Source organism: Pantoea sp. X-Soil-ISGK-259, from assembly GCF_059730705.1.
In genome coordinates, this window is record NZ_AP035986.1 from 3,990,799 (window position 1) to 4,009,656 (window position 18,858).

General features: G+C 53.3%; 12 protein-coding genes, 1 tRNA gene and 3 rRNA genes. 3 read left to right on the plus strand and 13 right to left on the minus strand.

The annotated features are described in order from the left end of the window. Positions 1-169: 169 nt before the first annotated feature. The 4 genes from polA to AC6I77_RS19030 form a co-directional block, all read right to left on the minus strand. The gene (polA, locus tag AC6I77_RS19015; RefSeq protein WP_105100096.1) at positions 170-2,956 is read right to left on the minus strand and encodes a DNA polymerase I; all 2,787 of its coding nucleotides are present in this window, start codon (positions 2,954-2,956) and stop codon (positions 170-172) included. Positions 2,957-3,333: 377 nt separating this feature from the next. Further along, positions 3,334-3,963, minus strand: a complete 630-nt coding sequence (gene dsbA / locus AC6I77_RS19020) for a thiol:disulfide interchange protein DsbA (protein ID WP_003850731.1) — start codon at positions 3,961-3,963, stop codon at positions 3,334-3,336. A 26-nt stretch (positions 3,964-3,989) separates the two neighbouring features. Continuing rightward, on the minus strand, positions 3,990-4,976 hold the full coding sequence (locus AC6I77_RS19025) for a serine/threonine protein kinase (protein WP_003850729.1): 987 nt from the start codon (positions 4,974-4,976) through the stop codon (positions 3,990-3,992). A 45-nt stretch (positions 4,977-5,021) separates the two neighbouring features. After that, positions 5,022-5,297, minus strand: coding sequence for a YihD family protein (locus tag AC6I77_RS19030; RefSeq protein ID WP_003850728.1), 276 nt, complete (start codon positions 5,295-5,297; stop codon positions 5,022-5,024). Positions 5,298-5,344: 47 nt separating this feature from the next. Here AC6I77_RS19030 and mobA point away from each other — a divergent pair, with 47 nt between their 5' ends. Together mobA and mobB are read left to right on the plus strand one after the other, a co-directional pair. Beyond that, positions 5,345-5,911 carry a molybdenum cofactor guanylyltransferase MobA gene (mobA, locus tag AC6I77_RS19035; protein ID WP_003850725.1) on the plus strand — a complete coding sequence of 189 codons (567 nt, stop codon included), beginning with the start codon at positions 5,345-5,347 and terminating at the stop codon, positions 5,909-5,911. 1 nt (position 5,912) lies between these two features. Next, on the plus strand, positions 5,913-6,419 hold the full coding sequence (gene mobB, locus AC6I77_RS19040; protein WP_008926976.1) for a molybdopterin-guanine dinucleotide biosynthesis protein MobB: 507 nt from the start codon (positions 5,913-5,915) through the stop codon (positions 6,417-6,419). Positions 6,420-6,504: 85 nt separating this feature from the next. Here mobB and rrf read toward each other — a convergent pair. The 4 genes from rrf to AC6I77_RS19060 form a co-directional block, all read right to left on the minus strand. After that, positions 6,505-6,620: ribosomal RNA gene (gene rrf, locus AC6I77_RS19045) — 5S ribosomal RNA — on the minus strand. 93 nt (positions 6,621-6,713) lie between these two features. Further along, positions 6,714-9,621 (minus strand): 23S ribosomal RNA (locus AC6I77_RS19050). 230 nt (positions 9,622-9,851) lie between these two features. Further along, positions 9,852-9,926: transfer RNA gene (locus tag AC6I77_RS19055), tRNA-Glu, on the minus strand. 89 nt (positions 9,927-10,015) lie between these two features. Next, positions 10,016-11,556, minus strand: a 16S ribosomal RNA gene (locus tag AC6I77_RS19060). The 16S, 23S and 5S rRNA genes sit together here with 1 tRNA gene alongside, the layout of an rRNA operon. 533 nt (positions 11,557-12,089) lie before the next feature. On the opposite strand from AC6I77_RS19060, the gene mdtD reads away from it, so the two are divergent. Beyond that, on the plus strand, positions 12,090-13,490 hold the full coding sequence (gene mdtD, locus AC6I77_RS19065; RefSeq protein WP_003849472.1) for a multidrug transporter subunit MdtD: 1,401 nt from the start codon (positions 12,090-12,092) through the stop codon (positions 13,488-13,490). Here the strand turns inward: mdtD and rbsR are convergent. The 5 genes from rbsR to rbsA all read right to left on the minus strand — a co-directional run bounded on the left by rbsR (position 13,487) and on the right by rbsA (position 18,853). Beyond that, on the minus strand, positions 13,487-14,470 hold the full coding sequence (gene rbsR, locus AC6I77_RS19070; protein WP_003849474.1) for a ribose operon transcriptional repressor RbsR: 984 nt from the start codon (positions 14,468-14,470) through the stop codon (positions 13,487-13,489). The two genes, mdtD and rbsR, sit on opposite strands and share 4 nt — an antisense overlap. 13 nt (positions 14,471-14,483) lie before the next feature. Next, positions 14,484-15,413, minus strand: a complete 930-nt coding sequence (gene rbsK / locus AC6I77_RS19075; RefSeq protein WP_497817209.1) for a ribokinase — start codon at positions 15,411-15,413, stop codon at positions 14,484-14,486. A gap of 62 nt (positions 15,414-15,475) precedes the next feature. Then, the gene (gene rbsB / locus AC6I77_RS19080; protein WP_003849477.1) at positions 15,476-16,351 is read right to left on the minus strand and encodes a ribose ABC transporter substrate-binding protein RbsB; all 876 of its coding nucleotides are present in this window, start codon (positions 16,349-16,351) and stop codon (positions 15,476-15,478) included. A 25-nt stretch (positions 16,352-16,376) separates the two neighbouring features. Then, complete coding sequence (gene rbsC, locus AC6I77_RS19085; protein WP_003849479.1) at positions 16,377-17,348, minus strand: ribose ABC transporter permease; 972 nt, start codon at positions 17,346-17,348, stop codon at positions 16,377-16,379. Continuing rightward, positions 17,345-18,853, minus strand: coding sequence for a ribose ABC transporter ATP-binding protein RbsA (gene rbsA / locus AC6I77_RS19090; RefSeq protein WP_003849481.1), 1,509 nt, complete (start codon positions 18,851-18,853; stop codon positions 17,345-17,347). The genes rbsC and rbsA overlap by 4 nt, the downstream gene beginning before the upstream one ends. Between the last annotated feature and the right edge of the window lie 5 nt (positions 18,854-18,858).

Consider the following 18,858-nt stretch of genomic DNA (forward strand, 5'->3'; position numbering starts at 1 on the left):
AACGTTGCAATGTAGTTAAATGACGGAAAAAGTGTTTAGCCGATAAGCAGTTAGAAAAACGCTTTATCTCAGTACCAGCATTGACCGCGCTGAGCCCGTTAACTAAACGATTTACTTATGCCTGATGACAGGCCAATTCCATTTTACGGAACCGGCCTCAGACGCTGAATCAGTGGGCTTCATCCCAGTTATTACCCACTCCGACTTCAACCAGTAAAGGCACGTCGAGCTGCACGCTACCTTCCATTAGCGCACGGATTTTCTGGCTGGCCTCTTCAACGGCCTCCGCTTTCACTTCGAATACCAGTTCATCGTGAACCTGCATGATCATTCTGACGGCATTGTCGTTTTGCTGTTCAAGCCATTCATCCACCGCAATCATTGCCCGCTTGATAATATCCGCTGCGGTTCCCTGCATTGGCGCATTGATCGCGGCGCGTTCTGCGGCTTTCCGGCGAATGGCGTTGCTGGATTTAATATCTGGCAGCCACAGCCGACGACCTTCCAGCGTTTCAACATAGCCGTTACTCGCCGCCAGCTGACGGGTGTTCTCCATATAGCGCAGTACGCCCGGATAACGTTCAAAGTAGAGATCCATATACTTTTTCGCTTCGCCCGCACCGATATTCAGCTGACGCGACAGGCCAAAGGCGCTCATACCATAAATCAGACCAAAGTTGATCGCTTTAGCACTGCGACGCTGTTCGCCGCTGACCTTATCCAGCGCCACACCAAACACTTCGGATGCCGTGGCACGGTGAATATCTTCGCCCTGGGCAAACGCGTCCAGCAATCCTTTATCCTGAGAGAGATGCGCCATGATACGCAGTTCAATTTGTGAATAGTCTGCCGCCACAATGCGATGGCCTTTGGCCGCGACAAATGCCTGGCGGATCCGGCGTCCTTCGTCATTACGCACCGGGATGTTTTGCAGATTCGGATCGGCAGAAGATAAGCGTCCGGTAGCGGTAACAGCCTGATGATAAGAGGTATGCACGCGCCCGCTTATCGGATTAATCATCAGCGGTAATTTATCCGTATAAGTCGACTTAAGTTTGGATAAACCGCGATGCTCCAGGATCACTTTTGGAAGTGGATAGTCGAGTGCCAGCTCAGCTAACACCTCTTCGCTGGTTGACGGCGCACCGCCTGGTGTTTTCTTTGTAGGTTTAATGCCCTGTTTTTCAAACAGGATCACCTGAAGCTGCTTAGTGGATGAGAGGTTAAAAGGCTCTCCCGCCAGCTCATGCGCTTTCAACTCAAGCTCAGCCAGTCGGGCAGTCAGCTCTTTGGAGTGTTGCGCCAGGATCGATTGATCGATTAGCACGCCATTGCGTTCTATCCGGGAGATGACGGTCAGTAACGGCATCTCAATCTGTTCGAACACTTTTTTCGGGCCCGCTTCTTTCTCCAGCTCTGGCCACATCTTCAGATGCAACTGCAGAGTCACATCGGCATCTTCGGCAGCATAATGAGCGGCCTGCTCTAACGCGATTTGATTGAACGTCAGCTGATTTTTGCCTTTACCGGCGATCTCCTGGAAGGTGACCGTTTTATGGTTAAGCCAGCGAGCGGCCAGGCTATCCATGTCATGTTTACCCACCACGCTGTTGAGAATATAGGACTCAAGCATGGTGTCGAATTTGATACCGGCCAGTTCAATATCGTAGTTCTTCAGTACGCCACGATCGTATTTCAGGTTCTGGCCCACTTTCCAGGCGTTTTCATCCTCAAGCAGAGGCTTGAGCTGTGCCAGAACGGCTGCACGATCCAGTTGATCAGGCGCATCAAGATAGTCATGAGCAACCGGCAGATAGGCGGCTTCACCGGGCGCTACTGCGAAGCTGATACCCACGATGTTAGCGCTCAGGGTATCCAGCGCGTCGGTCTCCAGATCAAAGGCAAACACTTCGCTGTTTTTCAGCTTCTCCAGCCAGCTATCAAAGTGTTCCTGATCCAGGATTGTGACATAACCTTCGCTCGGCAATACGCTGCTGGTTTCAACGACCACAGCTGGCTCATCAGCCAACGCTTTTTGCGCCTGAGTATTGTTCTTCTTGCCCTGCAGCCATTTACCGTCCTGCAGGTCACTCAGCCAGCGTTTGAACTCATAGCGACTGAACAGGGTCTGCAGTGCCTCGACATCAGGTTCAGTAACGTTGAGCTCTTCACAGGGCAGCGCCAGCTCAACGTCCGTCTTGATGGTCGCCAGCTGATAGGAAAGAAACGCTACATCACGATTCTGCTCAAGTTTGGTCGCCATGGTTTTGGCACCCCGAAAGCCGAGATCGGCCACCTTGTCCAGATTGTCATAGATCGTCTGCATGCTGCCCAGTCCCTGCAGCAGAGCCTGCGCGGTTTTTTCACCCACACCCGGCACGCCTGGGATGTTATCTGAGCTGTCGCCCATCATGGCCAGAAAATCGATGATTAAGGCGGGCGGCACACCATATTTTTGCTCAACCTCTTCGGGGCCCAGAATGGTGTTGCTCATGGTATTTATCAGCGTGATAGCTGGGGTGACCAGTTGCGCCATATCTTTGTCGCCGGTGCTAATCAGCACTGAGAGGCCTTTTTTCTCTGCTTCCAGCGCCAGCGTACCGATGACATCATCAGCTTCAACGCCGCTCACCGCCAGTAACGGCAGCCCCATCGCCCGTACCATCTCATGCAGCGGCTCGATTTGCGCACGTAAGTCATCAGGCATCGGTGGACGATGAGACTTGTAGTGTTCAAACAGCTCGTCCCGGAACGTTTTGCCTTTGGCATCAAACACCACAGCAACATGACTCGGATTGTATTGCGCCAGCAGGCTTTTCAGCATGTTGAGCACACCGTACATGGCACCAGTGGGTTCACCTGCACTATTGGTCAGCGGCGGAAACGCGTGATACGCGCGATAAAGATAGGATGAGCCATCAACCAGAATGAGGGGATTTTCTGCTATTTGCGCCATAAGTCTGTGTTGTCTTCGTTGCTATGGGTTGGTCTATAAGGATGCCACAACCTGGCAGAAAGGGTGAACTAAGGCGTAGGATATGTCGCGTTTTTGACGGTTCTGGAGATAAGATCGCAACGATCATTCTGTGGATAACTTTGTGCGTAAAAATTATAACGCGCTGTTTTTCAGGATCTTAAATGATTAGACCTCAAATAAAAACCATCTATTTCATAGACTTATTTAATTTCCGTGACCCAATCGGCAATTTTAATTACACGATCCCTTGTGTGGATATTAAATTTATGCCCTGGAGATGGACAAAATTTATGTCTCTGTTCAATAGCATAAAAAAACGCCAGCTGAGCTGGCGTTGAATGAGATGACAAAGCCTGTTACTTCTGGCTTACAAGGAATTTAACCACGTTCGCGTAGTCAGCAACGAAATTGTCCATAGAGCTGGTATCAAGGCCGCCATTGTTCACCATATATTTGCCATTGACGAACATCGCTGGTACACCGCGCAGATCAACATCCGCAGCCGCTTTCTGCTGTTGTGCAACCAGCGCTTTTACGGCGAAGCTGTTCCATGCAGCATCATAGTCAGCAGCGGAGATACCGGCCGCTTTGACAAACGTCTCTTTCAGACTGGCAGGATCGGTGATGGTCTGTGTTTTCTGGATGCCATCAAAGATCGGTACTGTCACCTTATCTTCAACGCCCAGCGCCATCGCCACAGCCCAGGCCTGGGTCACAACCGGTCCCAGATCGCCACCAAGGAAATCGACGTGGTATTTCACCAGTTTAGTGTCAGCAGGCAGATTCTTTTTCACCGCGTCATTGACGTGATAAATACGTTCAAACTGATAGCAGTGCGGGCAGAAGAAGGAGAAGAACTCCATCACCTGAGGTTCGCCGGCCACGGGTTTCGGCAGACTGACATATTGTTTACCTTCAGTGAACTGGGCAGCGGACGCGCTGAATGCCAGCACTAAACCCATCAGAGCAAACCAAATTTTTTTCATTGTGAAAAATTCTCCTGACTACGTCATTAATATTGCGGTGTCAGCTGCAGAGGAGGTTCCTGCAACAGCTTCTCCTGCTCGGTAAAGAGTGAAATTTGCCTGCGCCAGAAATCTTCATCTGTCATCCAGGGGAAAGCGCGAGGAAAAGCGGGATCCTGCCAGCGTCGGACAACCCAGGCCAGATAATAAACCATGCGCATAGCGCGTAAAGGCTCAATCAGTGACAATTCATTAATATCAAAATCACTGAATTCACTGTAAGCCTCCAGCAGAATATCCCACTGAATACGCTGTTCCTGTCGATCGCCGCTAATCAGCATCCACAGATCCTGTACTGCCGGGCCATTACGGGCATCATCCAGATCGACAAACAGCGGTCCGTCACGCCACAGAATATTACCCGGATGGCAGTCGCCATGTAATCGTAGCGGCTGCCACGTAGTGTGCCACCGTTGCTGCAGCGTATTGCCCAGCTTATCAAGCGCCTGCAGCAGTGCGGCCTTAAGTGATGCAGGCACTAAGAGTGATTGTTCCAGAACCTGACGGGGTTCATGCAGATATTCATCCAGGCCTATGGTCGGTCGATTGCCGAATAACGTTTTGCGCCCGGTCTGATGAATGCGCCCCAGGAAGCGGCCTACCCATTCCATCTGGTCTTCATTGTCTGTCTCATATTGTCGTCCGCCCAGGCTGGGAAAGACGGCAAAGAAGAAGCCAGCGTGGCTGTGCAGTGTTTCACCCTTTAACCGCAGTGGTGCTGCGATGGGCACCTCGTCAGCCAGCAGATCGAGTGCATACTGATGCTCTTCAGCAATCTGTTCGGCACGCCAGCGCTGTGGACGATAAAACTTCGCTACATAGCGTCGTTTTTCATCATCGCTGAACTGATAAACCCGGTTCTCATAGCTGTTCAGGGCTGTCAGACCCGACTCGACGCGAATTCCTGTCTCCCAAAGCGCATCAAGCAGCACATCGGGATTCAAGGTCTGGAAGTTAAAAGCAGCGTCGCTCATCATGTTACCTGTAGTCACCCTTACATTTAACTGCCAAGGATAACACTACTCGTCCTGTTTAATGACACCCCGTGCGCGGAGCAGTGCTGTTTTGAAATCAACTTCATAGTCTTTTTTAAGGCCGGGAATTTCATCATCGCTGGCAGAGTCACGCATTTTAAGATGGTAAATTAATACATCGTCGGTTAATTCACTTAACGGGCCACGGAATCCAGATTCCTGAGCCAGTTTCTGCAAAAATGTGACCAGATTAAGGTCAGGTTCTTTTTGCCAGGCGGGTTGCAGCAACGCGATCAGCTCGTTTAAACGATGGCATTTCATTCAGGATTCTCCCGTATTCACAGTGCGTCATTAGCGAGGACACTCTCATGACAATATTAACCGGCGTCATTCTGGCCGGTGGTCAGGGCCGCCGCATGGGTGGTCAGGACAAAGGATTAGTGCACCTGAATGGCAGGCCACTTTATCAGCATGTGCTTGAACGGCTCAGGCCACAAGTGGACATTGTCATGATTAATGCCAATCGCAATATTGATCGCTATCAGTTAAGCGGGTGTCGGGTTGTTCAGGATGTTTTTGATGATTATCCGGGTCCACTGGCCGGTATCTACAGTGCGTTGATCGCCATTGACGGTGAATGGGCCGCTTTTTGCTCCTGTGATACACCTGCAGTGCCGCTTAACGTCGTGGAAAAACTGGTTGAGCAACGTGGAGACGCGCCAGCCGTCTGGGTTCGCTCACAGTCGCGCGATCACCCCACACTGGCTCTGATTCATCGTGATATGGCTGCACCTCTTTATGCCTATCTGCAGGCTGGTGAACGACGTCTTATGCACTTCCTGCGCGATCACGGTGGTCATGCAGTACTTCTGACTGACGATGAGTCTGCCTTTCGCAATATTAATACTCCCGATGATCTCAATGAGAGAGGTTGATATGTCCTTACCCTTACTTGCGATTGCGGGCTGGAGTGGAACCGGTAAAACGACGCTGTTACAGCAGGTGATACCGATTCTCAGCAGTAAAGGGATTCGTGCCGGGCTGATTAAGCACACACATCATCAGATGGATGTGGATACGCCAGGTAAAGATAGCTATCTGCTCAGAAAAGCGGGTGCCCATCAGGTGATGGTGGCCAGTTCAGAGCGATGGGCATTGATGTGTGAAACACCGGAAAAGCCGTCGATTGATCTGCCTTATCTGCTCAGCCGTATGGATCACTCTGCGCTGGAGATCGTGCTGGTTGAGGGCTTTAAAGAGGAATCCGTACCTAAAATTATTTTATGGCGTGCAGGGATCAAGGGCGGAATTGATGAACTGCTTGATGAGCATGTGATCGCTGTCGCCAGCGACCAGAAACTGGCCCTGCACGTGCCGGTTCTGGATATAAATTGCCCAAATAGTGTTGCAGATTTCATTGTGGATTGGATGGGAAAGTGCTGAAGCCGGTAAATTCAGCGTGTTTTTCACGATCTGCATACGTAAAAAAGCCCCGCACTCTCGTGCGGGGCTTCTTCACTTATATAATGCCTGGCAGTTCCCTACTCTCGCATGGGGAGACCCCACACTACCATCGGCGCTACGGCGTTTCACTTCTGAGTTCGGCATGGGGTCAGGTGGGACCACCGCGCTAAAGCCGCCAGGCAGATTCTGTTCTCCGCGCCGCCCCTTAAGGCCGCGCAGATATATCCGGTACAGGCTGAAAATCGTGTCTCTCAAAAACGCCTCTGGCGTTGTAAGGTTAAGCCTCACGGGTCATTAGTACCGGTTAGCTCAACGCATCGCTGCGCTTACACACCCGGCCTATCAACGTCGTAGTCTTCAACGTCCCTTCAGGACTCTCAAGGAGTCAGGGAGAACTCATCTCGGGGCAAGTTTCGTGCTTAGATGCTTTCAGCACTTATCTTTTCCGCACTTAGCTACCGGGCAATGCCATTGGCATGACAACCCGAACACCAGTGGTGCGTTCACTCCGGTCCTCTCGTACTAGGAGCAACCCCCCTCAATTCTCCAGCGCCCACGGCAGATAGGGACCGAACTGTCTCACGACGTTCTAAACCCAGCTCGCGTACCACTTTAAACGGCGAACAGCCGTACCCTTGGGACCTACTTCAGCCCCAGGATGTGATGAGCCGACATCGAGGTGCCAAACACCGCCGTCGATATGAACTCTTGGGCGGTATCAGCCTGTTATCCCCGGAGTACCTTTTATCCGTTGAGCGATGGCCCTTCCATTCAGAACCACCGGATCACTATGACCTGCTTTCGCACCTGCTCGAGCCGTCACTCTCGCAGTCAAGCCAGCTTATGCCATTGCACTAACCTCACGATGTCCGACCGTGATTAGCTGACCTTCGTGCTCCTCCGTTACTCTTTAGGAGGAGACCGCCCCAGTCAAACTACCCACCAGACACTGTCCGCAGCCCGGATCACGGGCCTACGTTAGAACATCAAACATTAAAGGGTGGTATTTCAAGGTTGGCTCCACGCGAACTGGCGTCCGCGCTTCAAAGCCTCCCACCTATCCTACACATCAAGGCTCAATGTTCAGTGTCAAGCTGTAGTAAAGGTTCACGGGGTCTTTCCGTCTTGCCGCGGGTACACTGCATCTTCACAGCGAGTTCAATTTCACTGAGTCTCGGGTGGAGACAGCCTGGCCATCATTACGCCATTCGTGCAGGTCGGAACTTACCCGACAAGGAATTTCGCTACCTTAGGACCGTTATAGTTACGGCCGCCGTTTACCGGGGCTTCGATCAAGAGCTTCTCCTTACGGATAACCCCATCAATTAACCTTCCGGCACCGGGCAGGCGTCACACCGTATACGTCCACTTTCGTGTTTGCACAGTGCTGTGTTTTTAATAAACAGTTGCAGCCAGCTGGTATCTTCGACTGGCTTCGGCTCGGGGAGCAAGTCCCTCCACCTACGCGCCAGCGTGCCTTCTCCCGAAGTTACGGCACCATTTTGCCTAGTTCCTTCACCCGAGTTCTCTCAAGCGCCTTGGTATTCTCTACCTGACCACCTGTGTCGGTTTGGGGTACGATTCTGTGTTACCTGATGCTTAGAGGCTTTTCCTGGAAGCTGGGCATTTATCACTTCAGCACCGTAGTGCCTCGTCGTCACGCCTCAGCGTTAATAAGGGACCGGATTTACCTGGACCCTCCGCCTACACGCTTAAACCGGGACAACCGTCGCCCGGCTGATATAGCCTTCTCCGTCCCCCCTTCGCAGTAACACCGAGTACAGGAATATTAACCTGTTTCCCATCGACTACGCCTTTCGGCCTCGCCTTAGGGGTCGACTCACCCTGCTCCGATTAACGTTGAACAGGAACCCTTGGTCTTCCGGCGAGCGGGCTTTTCACCCGCTTTATCGTTACTTATGTCAGCATTCGCACTTCTGATACCTCCAGCATGCCTCACAGCACACCTTCGACGGCTTACAGAACGCTCCCCTACCCAACAACACATAGTGTCGCTGCCGCAGCTTCGGTGCATGGTTTAGCCCCGTTACATCTTCCGCGCAGGCCGACTCGACCAGTGAGCTATTACGCTTTCTTTAAATGATGGCTGCTTCTAAGCCAACATCCTGGCTGTCTGTGCCTTCCCACATCGTTTCCCACTTAACCATGACTTTGGGACCTTAGCTGGCGGTCTGGGTTGTTTCCCTCTTCACGACGGACGTTAGCACCCGCCGTGTGTCTCCCGTGATAACATTCTCCGGTATTCGCAGTTTGCATCGGGTTGGTAAGCCGGGATGGCCCCCTAGCCGAAACAGTGCTCTACCCCCGGAGATGAGTTCACGAGGCGCTACCTAAATAGCTTTCGGGGAGAACCAGCTATCTCCCGGTTTGATTGGCCTTTCACCCCCAGCCACAGGTCATCCGCTAATTTTTCAACATTAGTCGGTTCGGTCCTCCAGTTAGTGTTACCCAACCTTCAACCTGCCCATGGCTAGATCACCGGGTTTCGGGTCTATACCCTGCAACTTAACGCCCAGTTAAGACTCGGTTTCCCTGCGGCTCCCCTATACGGTTAACCTTGCTACAGAATATAAGTCGCTGACCCATTATACAAAAGGTACGCAGTCACCCCCATAAAGAGGGCTCCCACTGCTTGTACGTACACGGTTTCAGGTTCTGTTTCACTCCCCTCGCCGGGGTTCTTTTCGCCTTTCCCTCACGGTACTGGTTCACTATCGGTCAGTCAGGAGTATTTAGCCTTGGAGGATGGTCCCCCCATATTCAGACAGGATACCACGTGTCCCGCCTTACTCATCGAGCTCACAGCATATGTGCTTTTGTGTACGGGAGTATCACCCTGTACCCTGCGACTTTCCAGACGCTTCCACTAACACACATGCTGATTCAGGCTCTGGGCTGCTCCCCGTTCGCTCGCCGCTACTGGGGGAATCTCGGTTGATTTCTTTTCCTCGGGGTACTTAGATGTTTCAGTTCCCCCGGTTCGCCTTGCAGCACTATGTATTCATGCTGCAATGATGCACAGAGTGCACCGGGTTTCCCCATTCGGACATCGACGGCTGTAGCGGTTCATATCACCTTACCGTCGCTTTACGCAGATTAGCACGTCCTTCATCGCCTCTGACTGCCTGGGCATCCACCGTGTACGCTTAGTCGCTTAACCTCACAACCCACAGGCGTTTTACAACGCTGCGAGCTGCAAGCATTTGAGAGACTCGAACGTGTCGCGTTTTTCATTCTTATTACGGAGAATGAAAACGACACGTCGTTTCAATTTTCAGCTTGTTCCGGATTGTTAAAGAGCAAATATCTCAAACGCGCCACGGCTGCTTACGCAACCAGAACGGTTTTGAGATACTGTATGGAGACACCTTTCACCTGTCACCAAGCAGGTGGCGTCCCCTAGGGGATTCGAACCCCTGTTGCCGCCGTGAAAGGGCGGAGTCCTAACCGCTAGACGAAGGGGACACGATAGTGTCACGACTTCGCAGCCGTCCTGCTCATTACTTTTTATCAGACAATCTGTTGTGGACACTGCGCGGGAAGGTATCTTCAGGTAAGGAGGTGATCCAACCGCAGGTTCCCCTACGGTTACCTTGTTACGACTTCACCCCAGTCATGAATCACAAAGTGGTAAGCGCCCTCCCGAAGGTTAAGCTACCTACTTCTTTTGCAACCCACTCCCATGGTGTGACGGGCGGTGTGTACAAGGCCCGGGAACGTATTCACCGTGGCATTCTGATCCACGATTACTAGCGATTCCGACTTCACGGAGTCGAGTTGCAGACTCCGATCCGGACTACGACGCACTTTGTGAGGTCCGCTTGCTCTCGCGAGGTCGCTTCTCTTTGTATGCGCCATTGTAGCACGTGTGTAGCCCTACTCGTAAGGGCCATGATGACTTGACGTCATCCCCACCTTCCTCCGGTTTATCACCGGCAGTCTCCTTTGAGTTCCCGACATGACTCGCTGGCAACAAAGGATAAGGGTTGCGCTCGTTGCGGGACTTAACCCAACATTTCACAACACGAGCTGACGACAGCCATGCAGCACCTGTCTCACGGTTCCCGAAGGCACTAAGGCATCTCTGCCGAATTCCGTGGATGTCAAGAGTAGGTAAGGTTCTTCGCGTTGCATCGAATTAAACCACATGCTCCACCGCTTGTGCGGGCCCCCGTCAATTCATTTGAGTTTTAACCTTGCGGCCGTACTCCCCAGGCGGTCGACTTAACGCGTTAGCTCCGGAAGCCACTCCTCAAGGGAACAACCTCCAAGTCGACATCGTTTACGGCGTGGACTACCAGGGTATCTAATCCTGTTTGCTCCCCACGCTTTCGCACCTGAGCGTCAGTCTTTGTCCAGGGGGCCGCCTTCGCCACCGGTATTCCTCCAGATCTCTACGCATTTCACCGCTACACCTGGAATTCTACCCCCCTCTACAAGACTCAAGCCTGCCAGTTTCAAATGCAGTTCCCAGGTTAAGCCCGGGGATTTCACATCTGACTTAACAGACCGCCTGCGTGCGCTTTACGCCCAGTAATTCCGATTAACGCTTGCACCCTCCGTATTACCGCGGCTGCTGGCACGGAGTTAGCCGGTGCTTCTTCTGCGGGTAACGTCAATCGGTAAGGTTATTAACCTCACCGCCTTCCTCCCCGCTGAAAGTACTTTACAACCCGAAGGCCTTCTTCATACACGCGGCATGGCTGCATCAGGCTTGCGCCCATTGTGCAATATTCCCCACTGCTGCCTCCCGTAGGAGTCTGGACCGTGTCTCAGTTCCAGTGTGGCTGGTCATCCTCTCAGACCAGCTAGGGATCGTCGCCTAGGTGGGCCATTACCCCGCCTACTAGCTAATCCCATCTGGGTTCATCCGATAGTGAGAGGCCCGAAGGTCCCCCTCTTTGGTCTTGCGACGTTATGCGGTATTAGCCACCGTTTCCAGTGGTTATCCCCCTCTATCGGGCAGATCCCCAGACATTACTCACCCGTCCGCCACTCGTCACCCAAGAGCAAGCTCTCTGTGCTACCGTCCGACTTGCATGTGTTAGGCCTGCCGCCAGCGTTCAATCTGAGCCATGATCAAACTCTTCAATTTAAGTTTGATTTGCTTAAACAAGTTAAGCGGTGCTCATCTGTAAAACGTCATAATGAATTTCATTATGTGTTCACTCGTGAGGCTTGATATTTTTTTACGTCCGGAGACGCTGATATCAATCCTGCGAGTGCCCACACAGATTGTCTGATAAATTGTTAAAGAGCAGTGCGAACAGTGCGTTAGCGTCCTGTCGCGAGGTGGCGTATATTACGCTTTCCTCCTGCAGAGTCAACCTCTATTTCAGAAGTTTTTCTCCGGCGGCGCAGTCCCCTGTGCCTCTCAACCCGCTTCCCGTTGCCGGTGTTCCGTGTCGATGGAGGCGCATTATAGGGAGTTTCCTCAGGCTGACAAGTGTTTCTTCGAATTAATTTACTGAGCGCCTCTTTTTTAAACGAACGGCTTAAAAAGAGACGTTTCATGGCCGAATAACGCACAAAAGTGGCAACGAAACGTTGTAAAGAGACCTGCCGTTGCCGATTGCGGGTGCTATTATTTTGCTTCTTCTCGCAGGATAACCCCAGGAAGGACACTCAATGATAAAATCCGCGCGCAGCATGGCTGGTTTGCCATGGATAGCTGCTATGGCCTTTTTCATGCAGTCACTCGACGCCACCATACTGAACACTGCCCTGCCCGCTATCGCCACCAGCCTCGACCGTTCTCCCCTTGCCATGCAATCCGCCGTCATCAGTTACACCCTGACTGTCGCTATGCTGATTCCGGTCAGCGGCTGGCTCGCCGATCGCTTCGGCACGCGCAAAGTGTTTATTGTGGCGGTATCGCTGTTCACCCTTGGCTCACTGGCTTGTGCACTCTCACCGACGCTTTCGGTGCTGGTCATGTCGCGCATCGTACAGGGCGTCGGTGGCGCAATGATGATGCCGGTCGCGCGACTGGCACTGTTACGTGCCTATCCACGCAGTGAACTGCTGCCGGTACTCAACTTTGTGACCATGCCAGGTTTAGTCGGGCCGATACTGGGCCCGATGCTGGGTGGCGTACTCGTCACTTACGCAACCTGGCACTGGATCTTCCTGATTAATATCCCGATTGGCATTCTCGGCATTATCTACGCACGCAAATATATGCCGGACTTCACCACACCTAAGCGCCGCTTCGACTTTTTCGGCTTCATATTATTCGGGGCTGGACTCGTGATGATCTCGATTGGGATTGAGCTGTTCGGTGAGCGGATTGTTTCTGCCTGGCTGGCCGGCGGGATATTACTCAGCGGGATCGTGCTTTTACTCCTCTATATAGTGCATGCCCGAAATCACCCTTCACCGCTGATCAACCTGCCGATGTTTAAAACCCGGACCTTCTCAGTCGGCATCGTCGGCAACATTGCCTCTCGTCTCGGCACCGGCTGTGTGCCCTTTCTGATGCCGCTTATGTTACAGGTTGGATTTGGCTTTTCCGCGATCATTGCAGGCTGCATGATGGCGCCAACCGCCCTGGGTTCGATTCTGGCGAAGTCGACGGTGACACAACTCCTGCGCTGGCTGGGCTACCGCCGTCTGCTGGTCGGCATTACCGCCATTATTGGCATCCTGATCGCCAGCTTCTCCCTGCAGTCACCCGCTGAAAGTATCTTCGTACTATTGCTTCCACTGTTTATTCTCGGCATGGCGATGTCTACGCAATTCACCGCCATGAACACCATTACGCTGGCCGACCTGAATGATGATAACGCCAGCGGCGGAAATAGCGTGCTGGCAGTAACGCAGCAATTAGCGATCAGTTTTGGTGTGGCCGTCAGCGCTGCGGTGCTGCGCTTTTATCAGGAGTTTGAAACCAGCACCATTTCACAGTTCCATGCCACGTTTCTGACTATGGGTATCGTTACCGTACTTTCGGCGCTGACCTTTATGCTGCTGAAAAACGGGGATGGACGTAATCTGATCAGCAATCGTGACAAGAAGAAAAAGCGCTAAACCGACCCCCGCACCACCAGTTCCGGCGTCAGCACCAGCGTTTGCTGACTGGCGTCGGGATCGCTGAGACGATGAATTAAGGTGTCTATCGCCAGTTCACCCAGCGCATCTTTCGGCTGATGGATGGTACTCAGTGGTGGAGTGAGATAACGCGCCAGTTCAATATCGTCATATCCCATCACCGCCATCTGCTGCGGAATCCGCATCCCGGCCTGATAGAGCGCGTGATAAACGCCGACCGCCATTGCATCGTTACTGGTGAAGACGGCTTCTGGCGGCGTTTCCAGCGCCAGCAGTTCGACCATCCCGTTGTAGCCCCCCTGAAATTCAAAATCACCATTCACCACATAGCCAGGCAGAATCTCCAGGCCACTCTTTGTCATGGCGTTACGATAACCTTCCAGGCGCATACGCGCAGGCGTTTTATCCTGCGGACCGGCGATACAGGCTATACGGGTATAACCGCAGTCGATGAGATGCTGAGTAGCCAGTTCGCCGCCCAGCAGCGCGTTATCCTGAATAATGTCACCGCGGCCTTCAAAGGGTGCCCAGTCCATCATCACCGTAGGTATAGAAGGATAACGGTTCAGAATATCTGCCGAGGGCAGGTGACTTTCAGTGCACATCATCAGCAAACCATCGACACGCTTCTGCATCAGCGTTTCCAGGCTGCGATTCATTCGTTCTTCGTCACCCGCCGTGTTACAGAGAATCAGGCTATAGCCACGCTGATAGCAGCTCTCCTCCACACCGCGCACCACTTCGGCATAAAAGGGGTTACTACTGGTGGTCAGCAGCATACCGATGGTGTGGGTCTGATTAATTTTCAGACTGCGTGCCAGCGCAGAAGGGGCATAGTTGAGATGACGTATCGCCTGCTCAACTTTTTCGCGCACGCCATCACTGACAAAGCGATTGTTATTGATCACGTGCGAGACAGTTGAGGTAGAGACGCCCGCCAGGCGAGCAACATCTTTCATGGTGCTCAAATGATTAGCCCTGCTGCTGCAAAAAATCATCGATCTCCGTGCGCCACGGCACGGAGGGCTGTGCACCCGGTCGCGTAACGGCAATAGCGGCGGCGGCATGGGCAAATCGCACCGCGTCGTACATTGGCTTCTGCTCCAGTCGCGCGGTAATAAAGGCACCGTTAAAGGTGTCACCCGCCGCGATGGTGTCGATAGCTTTAACACTGAAGCCTGCAATACGCTGACCTTCTCCCCGCTCGCTCAGCCAGACGCCGCGGCGACCAAGCGTAATCAGTACCGTGCCGATGCCTTTGGCATGCAGCACTTCCGCAGCGCGTGCCGCATCTTCATCGCTGTTGACTGCAATGCCGGTCAGGCTCTCGGCTTCGGTCTCATTCGGCGTAATAATATCGACTAATGCCAGCAGTTCATCTGAAAGAGAGGTAGCGGGAGCCGGATTGAGGATAACCTGCGTCTGATGCTGCCGGGCAAGCGTCGCAGCGGCCAGTACGCTTTCCAGTGGTGATTCCAGCTGCATTAATAGTGCATCAGCATCGGCGATGACATGCTGATGACGCGCCACGCAATCGGGTGTTAACGCCGCATTGGCACCAGAGTAAATGCCAATGTTGTTCTCACCGTCACCGTTGACGAAAATCATTGCCACACCGGTCGACTCGCCCTCGACCACCTCGACTGGCGTGGTATCAATATTGTCCTGCGTAAGCTGCTCACGAATACGTTTACCCATGTCGTCAGCGCCCACACAGGCGATAAATGCGATATCGGCACCGGCACGACCAGCGGCTACCGCCTGATTTGCACCTTTACCGCCAAACGCAATCTGATAATTCTGCCCGATCACCGTTTCACCGGGACGAGGAAAGTGCGCCAGATTAAGGATGTGGTCAGCGTTGATGCTGCCAAGAACGGCCAGTTTTGCGTTTTTGCTCATTAGGGGAGTCCGGAATAAGTGCGCCACCGGGAGGGTGGCGCGGTGCCCTGCTTTTCTTTGAGTTATTGAGTGACCAGCTTCAGGTCGACCGGATTGACCGCCTGCACTTTTTCACCCTTCAGCACTTTATCAGCGGTATCCACGCCGATCATGCCAATTTTTTCTGGCATCTGTGCCACAGTCGCAGACAGTTTGCCAGCTTCTACCGCTTTAACGCCATCAGCCGTGCCGTCAAAGCCCACCACGATCACACCCGTTTTTCCGGCGGTCTGCAGTGCACGCAGTGCACCCAGTGCCATTTCGTCGTTCTGCGCGAATACCGCCTGAACATCCGGGTGTGCCTGCAGCAGGTTCTGCATCACGTTCAGACCTTTAGTACGGTCAAAGTCAGCAGGCTGGCTGGCGAGGATCTGGAATTTATGCGCATCAGCGGCCTGTTTGAAGCCTTCGCCACGTTCACGGGCAGCAGATGTGCCGGCAATGCCCTGCAGTTCGATAATTTTGGCGTTTTCGCCCACTTTTTTGGCGATAAAGTCACCGGCCATTTTGCCGCCGAAGCGGTTGTCAGAAGCGACATGGCTGACAACGGTGCCCTGAGCTGCAACACGATCCAGGGTGATAACCGGAATCTTCGCCTGGTTAGCCATCTTCACGGCGTTACCCACGGCATCAGAGTCGGTCGGGTTGATCAGCAGCAGCTTCGTGCCGCGAACGGTCAGATCCTGCACGTTCGCCAGCTCTTTCGCCGGGTTATTCTGTGAATCCAGCACCACCAGGTTGTAGCCCAGTTTATCGGCTTCTTTCTGTGCACCCTCTTTCAGCGAAACAAAGAACGGGTTGTTCAGGGTTGAGACCACCAGCGCGATGGTATCTTTTGCCATAGCGCTGGTACTGAGCGTTGCGCCGAGGATCATGGCCAGTGCGGTTAACTTTTTCATCTTGTTATCCTGTGTAAGGTCAGAGTTATTTACTGCTTTTATTATCCACCAGCACCGCCAGCAGGATGACTACCGCTTTAACGATCATCTGGTAGTAGGAAGAGACGCCCATCAGGTTCAGGCCATTGTTCAGGAAGCCAAGGATCAGCGCGCCAATCAGGGTGCCGAAAATACGGCCTTTACCGCCGGCCAGGCTGGTTCCACCCAGCACGACCGCAGCAATTGCATCCAGTTCATAGCCGGTGCCCGCTGTTGGCTGTGCCGAAGAGAGACGCGCCACTTCAATGGTGCCCGCCAGCGCAGCCAGCATGCCACTCAGTGAATAGACGATAATTTTGACGCGATTCACATTGATGCCAGAGAGACGCGTTGCCGCTTCATTACCACCCAGTGCATAGATATAGCGGCCCAGGCGGGTGTGTTGCAGCATGTACCATGCGGCAATAAAGACCAGCGCCATCAGCCAGACCGGCGCAGGGATACCCAGTGGGCGACCAATACCAAACCAGCCCAGCAGATCGGCATTGGCACTGAAGCCGGTGTTAATCGGGCTGCCGTCGGTGTAGACCATGGTCACACCGCGCAGCAATAACATCATGACCAGCGTGGCGATAAAGGCCTGTACCTTGCCGCGTGCCACAATGGTGCCGGTCAGGCCACCGATTGCCGCGCCCAGTGCCAGCGAAGCCGCCACCGCGACCAGCGCATTGACTTCCATGCCCACCAGCGATGCACCCACTGCGCCCGTCAGGGCCAGCAAAGAACCCACAGAGAGGTCAATGCCTGAGGTCAGGATCACCAGCGTCATCCCGACGGCCATAATGGCGTTAACCGAGGTCTGCTGCAGAATGTTGAACAGGTTCGCCACGGTAAAGAAGTTCGGACTCTGGCTGGCCACCACGGCGATCAGCACCATCAGCGCAATCAGTGACTTCTGTTCCAGCAGCCAGCTTTTGCTAAACCAGCGACGGCTGGCCGGTAAAGTTTGGGTCGTCATACCACTAAATCCTCGCTGTGTTGCTTGCCTACGGCGGCTGCCATCAGGCTTTCCTGAGTGGCCTCTTCTCGGGTAAATTCGCCGCTGATACGGCCTTCATGCATCACCAGAATCCGATCGCTCATGCCCAGCACTTCCGGCATTTCCGAGGAGACCAGGATGATGCTCAGCCCTTCGGCTTTAAACTGGTTAATCAGTTGGTAGATCTCTTTCTTCGCACCGACATCCACACCGCGTGTCGGTTCATCCAGAATCAGCACGTTGGGCCGGGTCATCAGACCGCGGGCAATCGCCACTTTCTGCTGGTTGCCGCCCGAAAGCAGGCCAATCGGCTGCTCCATAGACGGCGTTTTAACATTGAACAGACGGATAAAATCGCCCACCGCCAGCTGCTCTGCTGCATGTTTCAGCGTGCCGCTGCCGTGACTGAAATAGCGCAAGGCCGTCAGAGACATGTTCTCTTTTACTGACATGCCCAACACCAGGCCATCACGCTTACGATCTTCGGAGATATAGACGATGCCATTCGCCAGTCCATCCTGCGGAGAACGCGTCACGACTTCCCGGCCATTGAGCCACAGATTGCCTTCGCGACGCGGCAATGCGCCGTACAGCACCTTCATCAGTTCGGTACGCCCCGCACCCATCAGGCCAGAAACGCCGAGGATTTCACCTTTGCGCAGGCTGAAGCTGACGTTCTCTACACCTGGTCCGCTCACGTTCTCCACTTTCAGTCGCACATCGCCTGGCGCCTGATCGATATGAGGATATTGATCTTCCAGCTTACGTCCGACCATCATCTCGATGAGGCTCTCTTCGGTCAGCTCGCTGACCGGACGTTCAGCAATAAACTGGCCGTCGCGGAACACCGTGACGTCATCGCAGATCTCAAAGATCTCTTTCATGCGATGCGAGATATAGACGATGCCGCAGCCCTGCGCTTTCAGTTCGTTGATCACGCGGAATAGAGACAGCGTCTCGGTATCGGTCAGCGCATCGGTCGGTTCATCCATAATGATGACCTGTGATTCGAAGCTCAGGACTTTGGCGATTTCGACCATTTGCTGATCGCCAATCGACAGATCCCCGACCAGCTTGTGGCTGTTGAAGCGCAGATTAAGACGTTTAAGCAGCGCATCCGCTTCGGCATACATACGCGGCCACTGAATACGGCCAAAACGACCTACATATTCGCGACCGAGAAAGATATTCTCCGCCACGGTTAACTGAGGGATCAGGTTCAGTTCCTGATGGATGATGCCAATGCCCGCTTCCTGAGACGCTTTCGGTCCACTGAAACGGGTCTCTTTGCCGAGCCAGCGCAGCGTACCGGCATCATATTGATAGATCCCGGTCAGCACTTTCATCATGGTGGACTTGCCTGCGCCATTCTCGCCCACCAGCGCCATCACGCGTCCTGCCCGAACATTCAGCGATGCACCCTTGAGGGCTTTCACACCCGGAAAGGATTTTTCAATGCCGTCGAGTTGCAGTAAAGGTTGCATAGCGG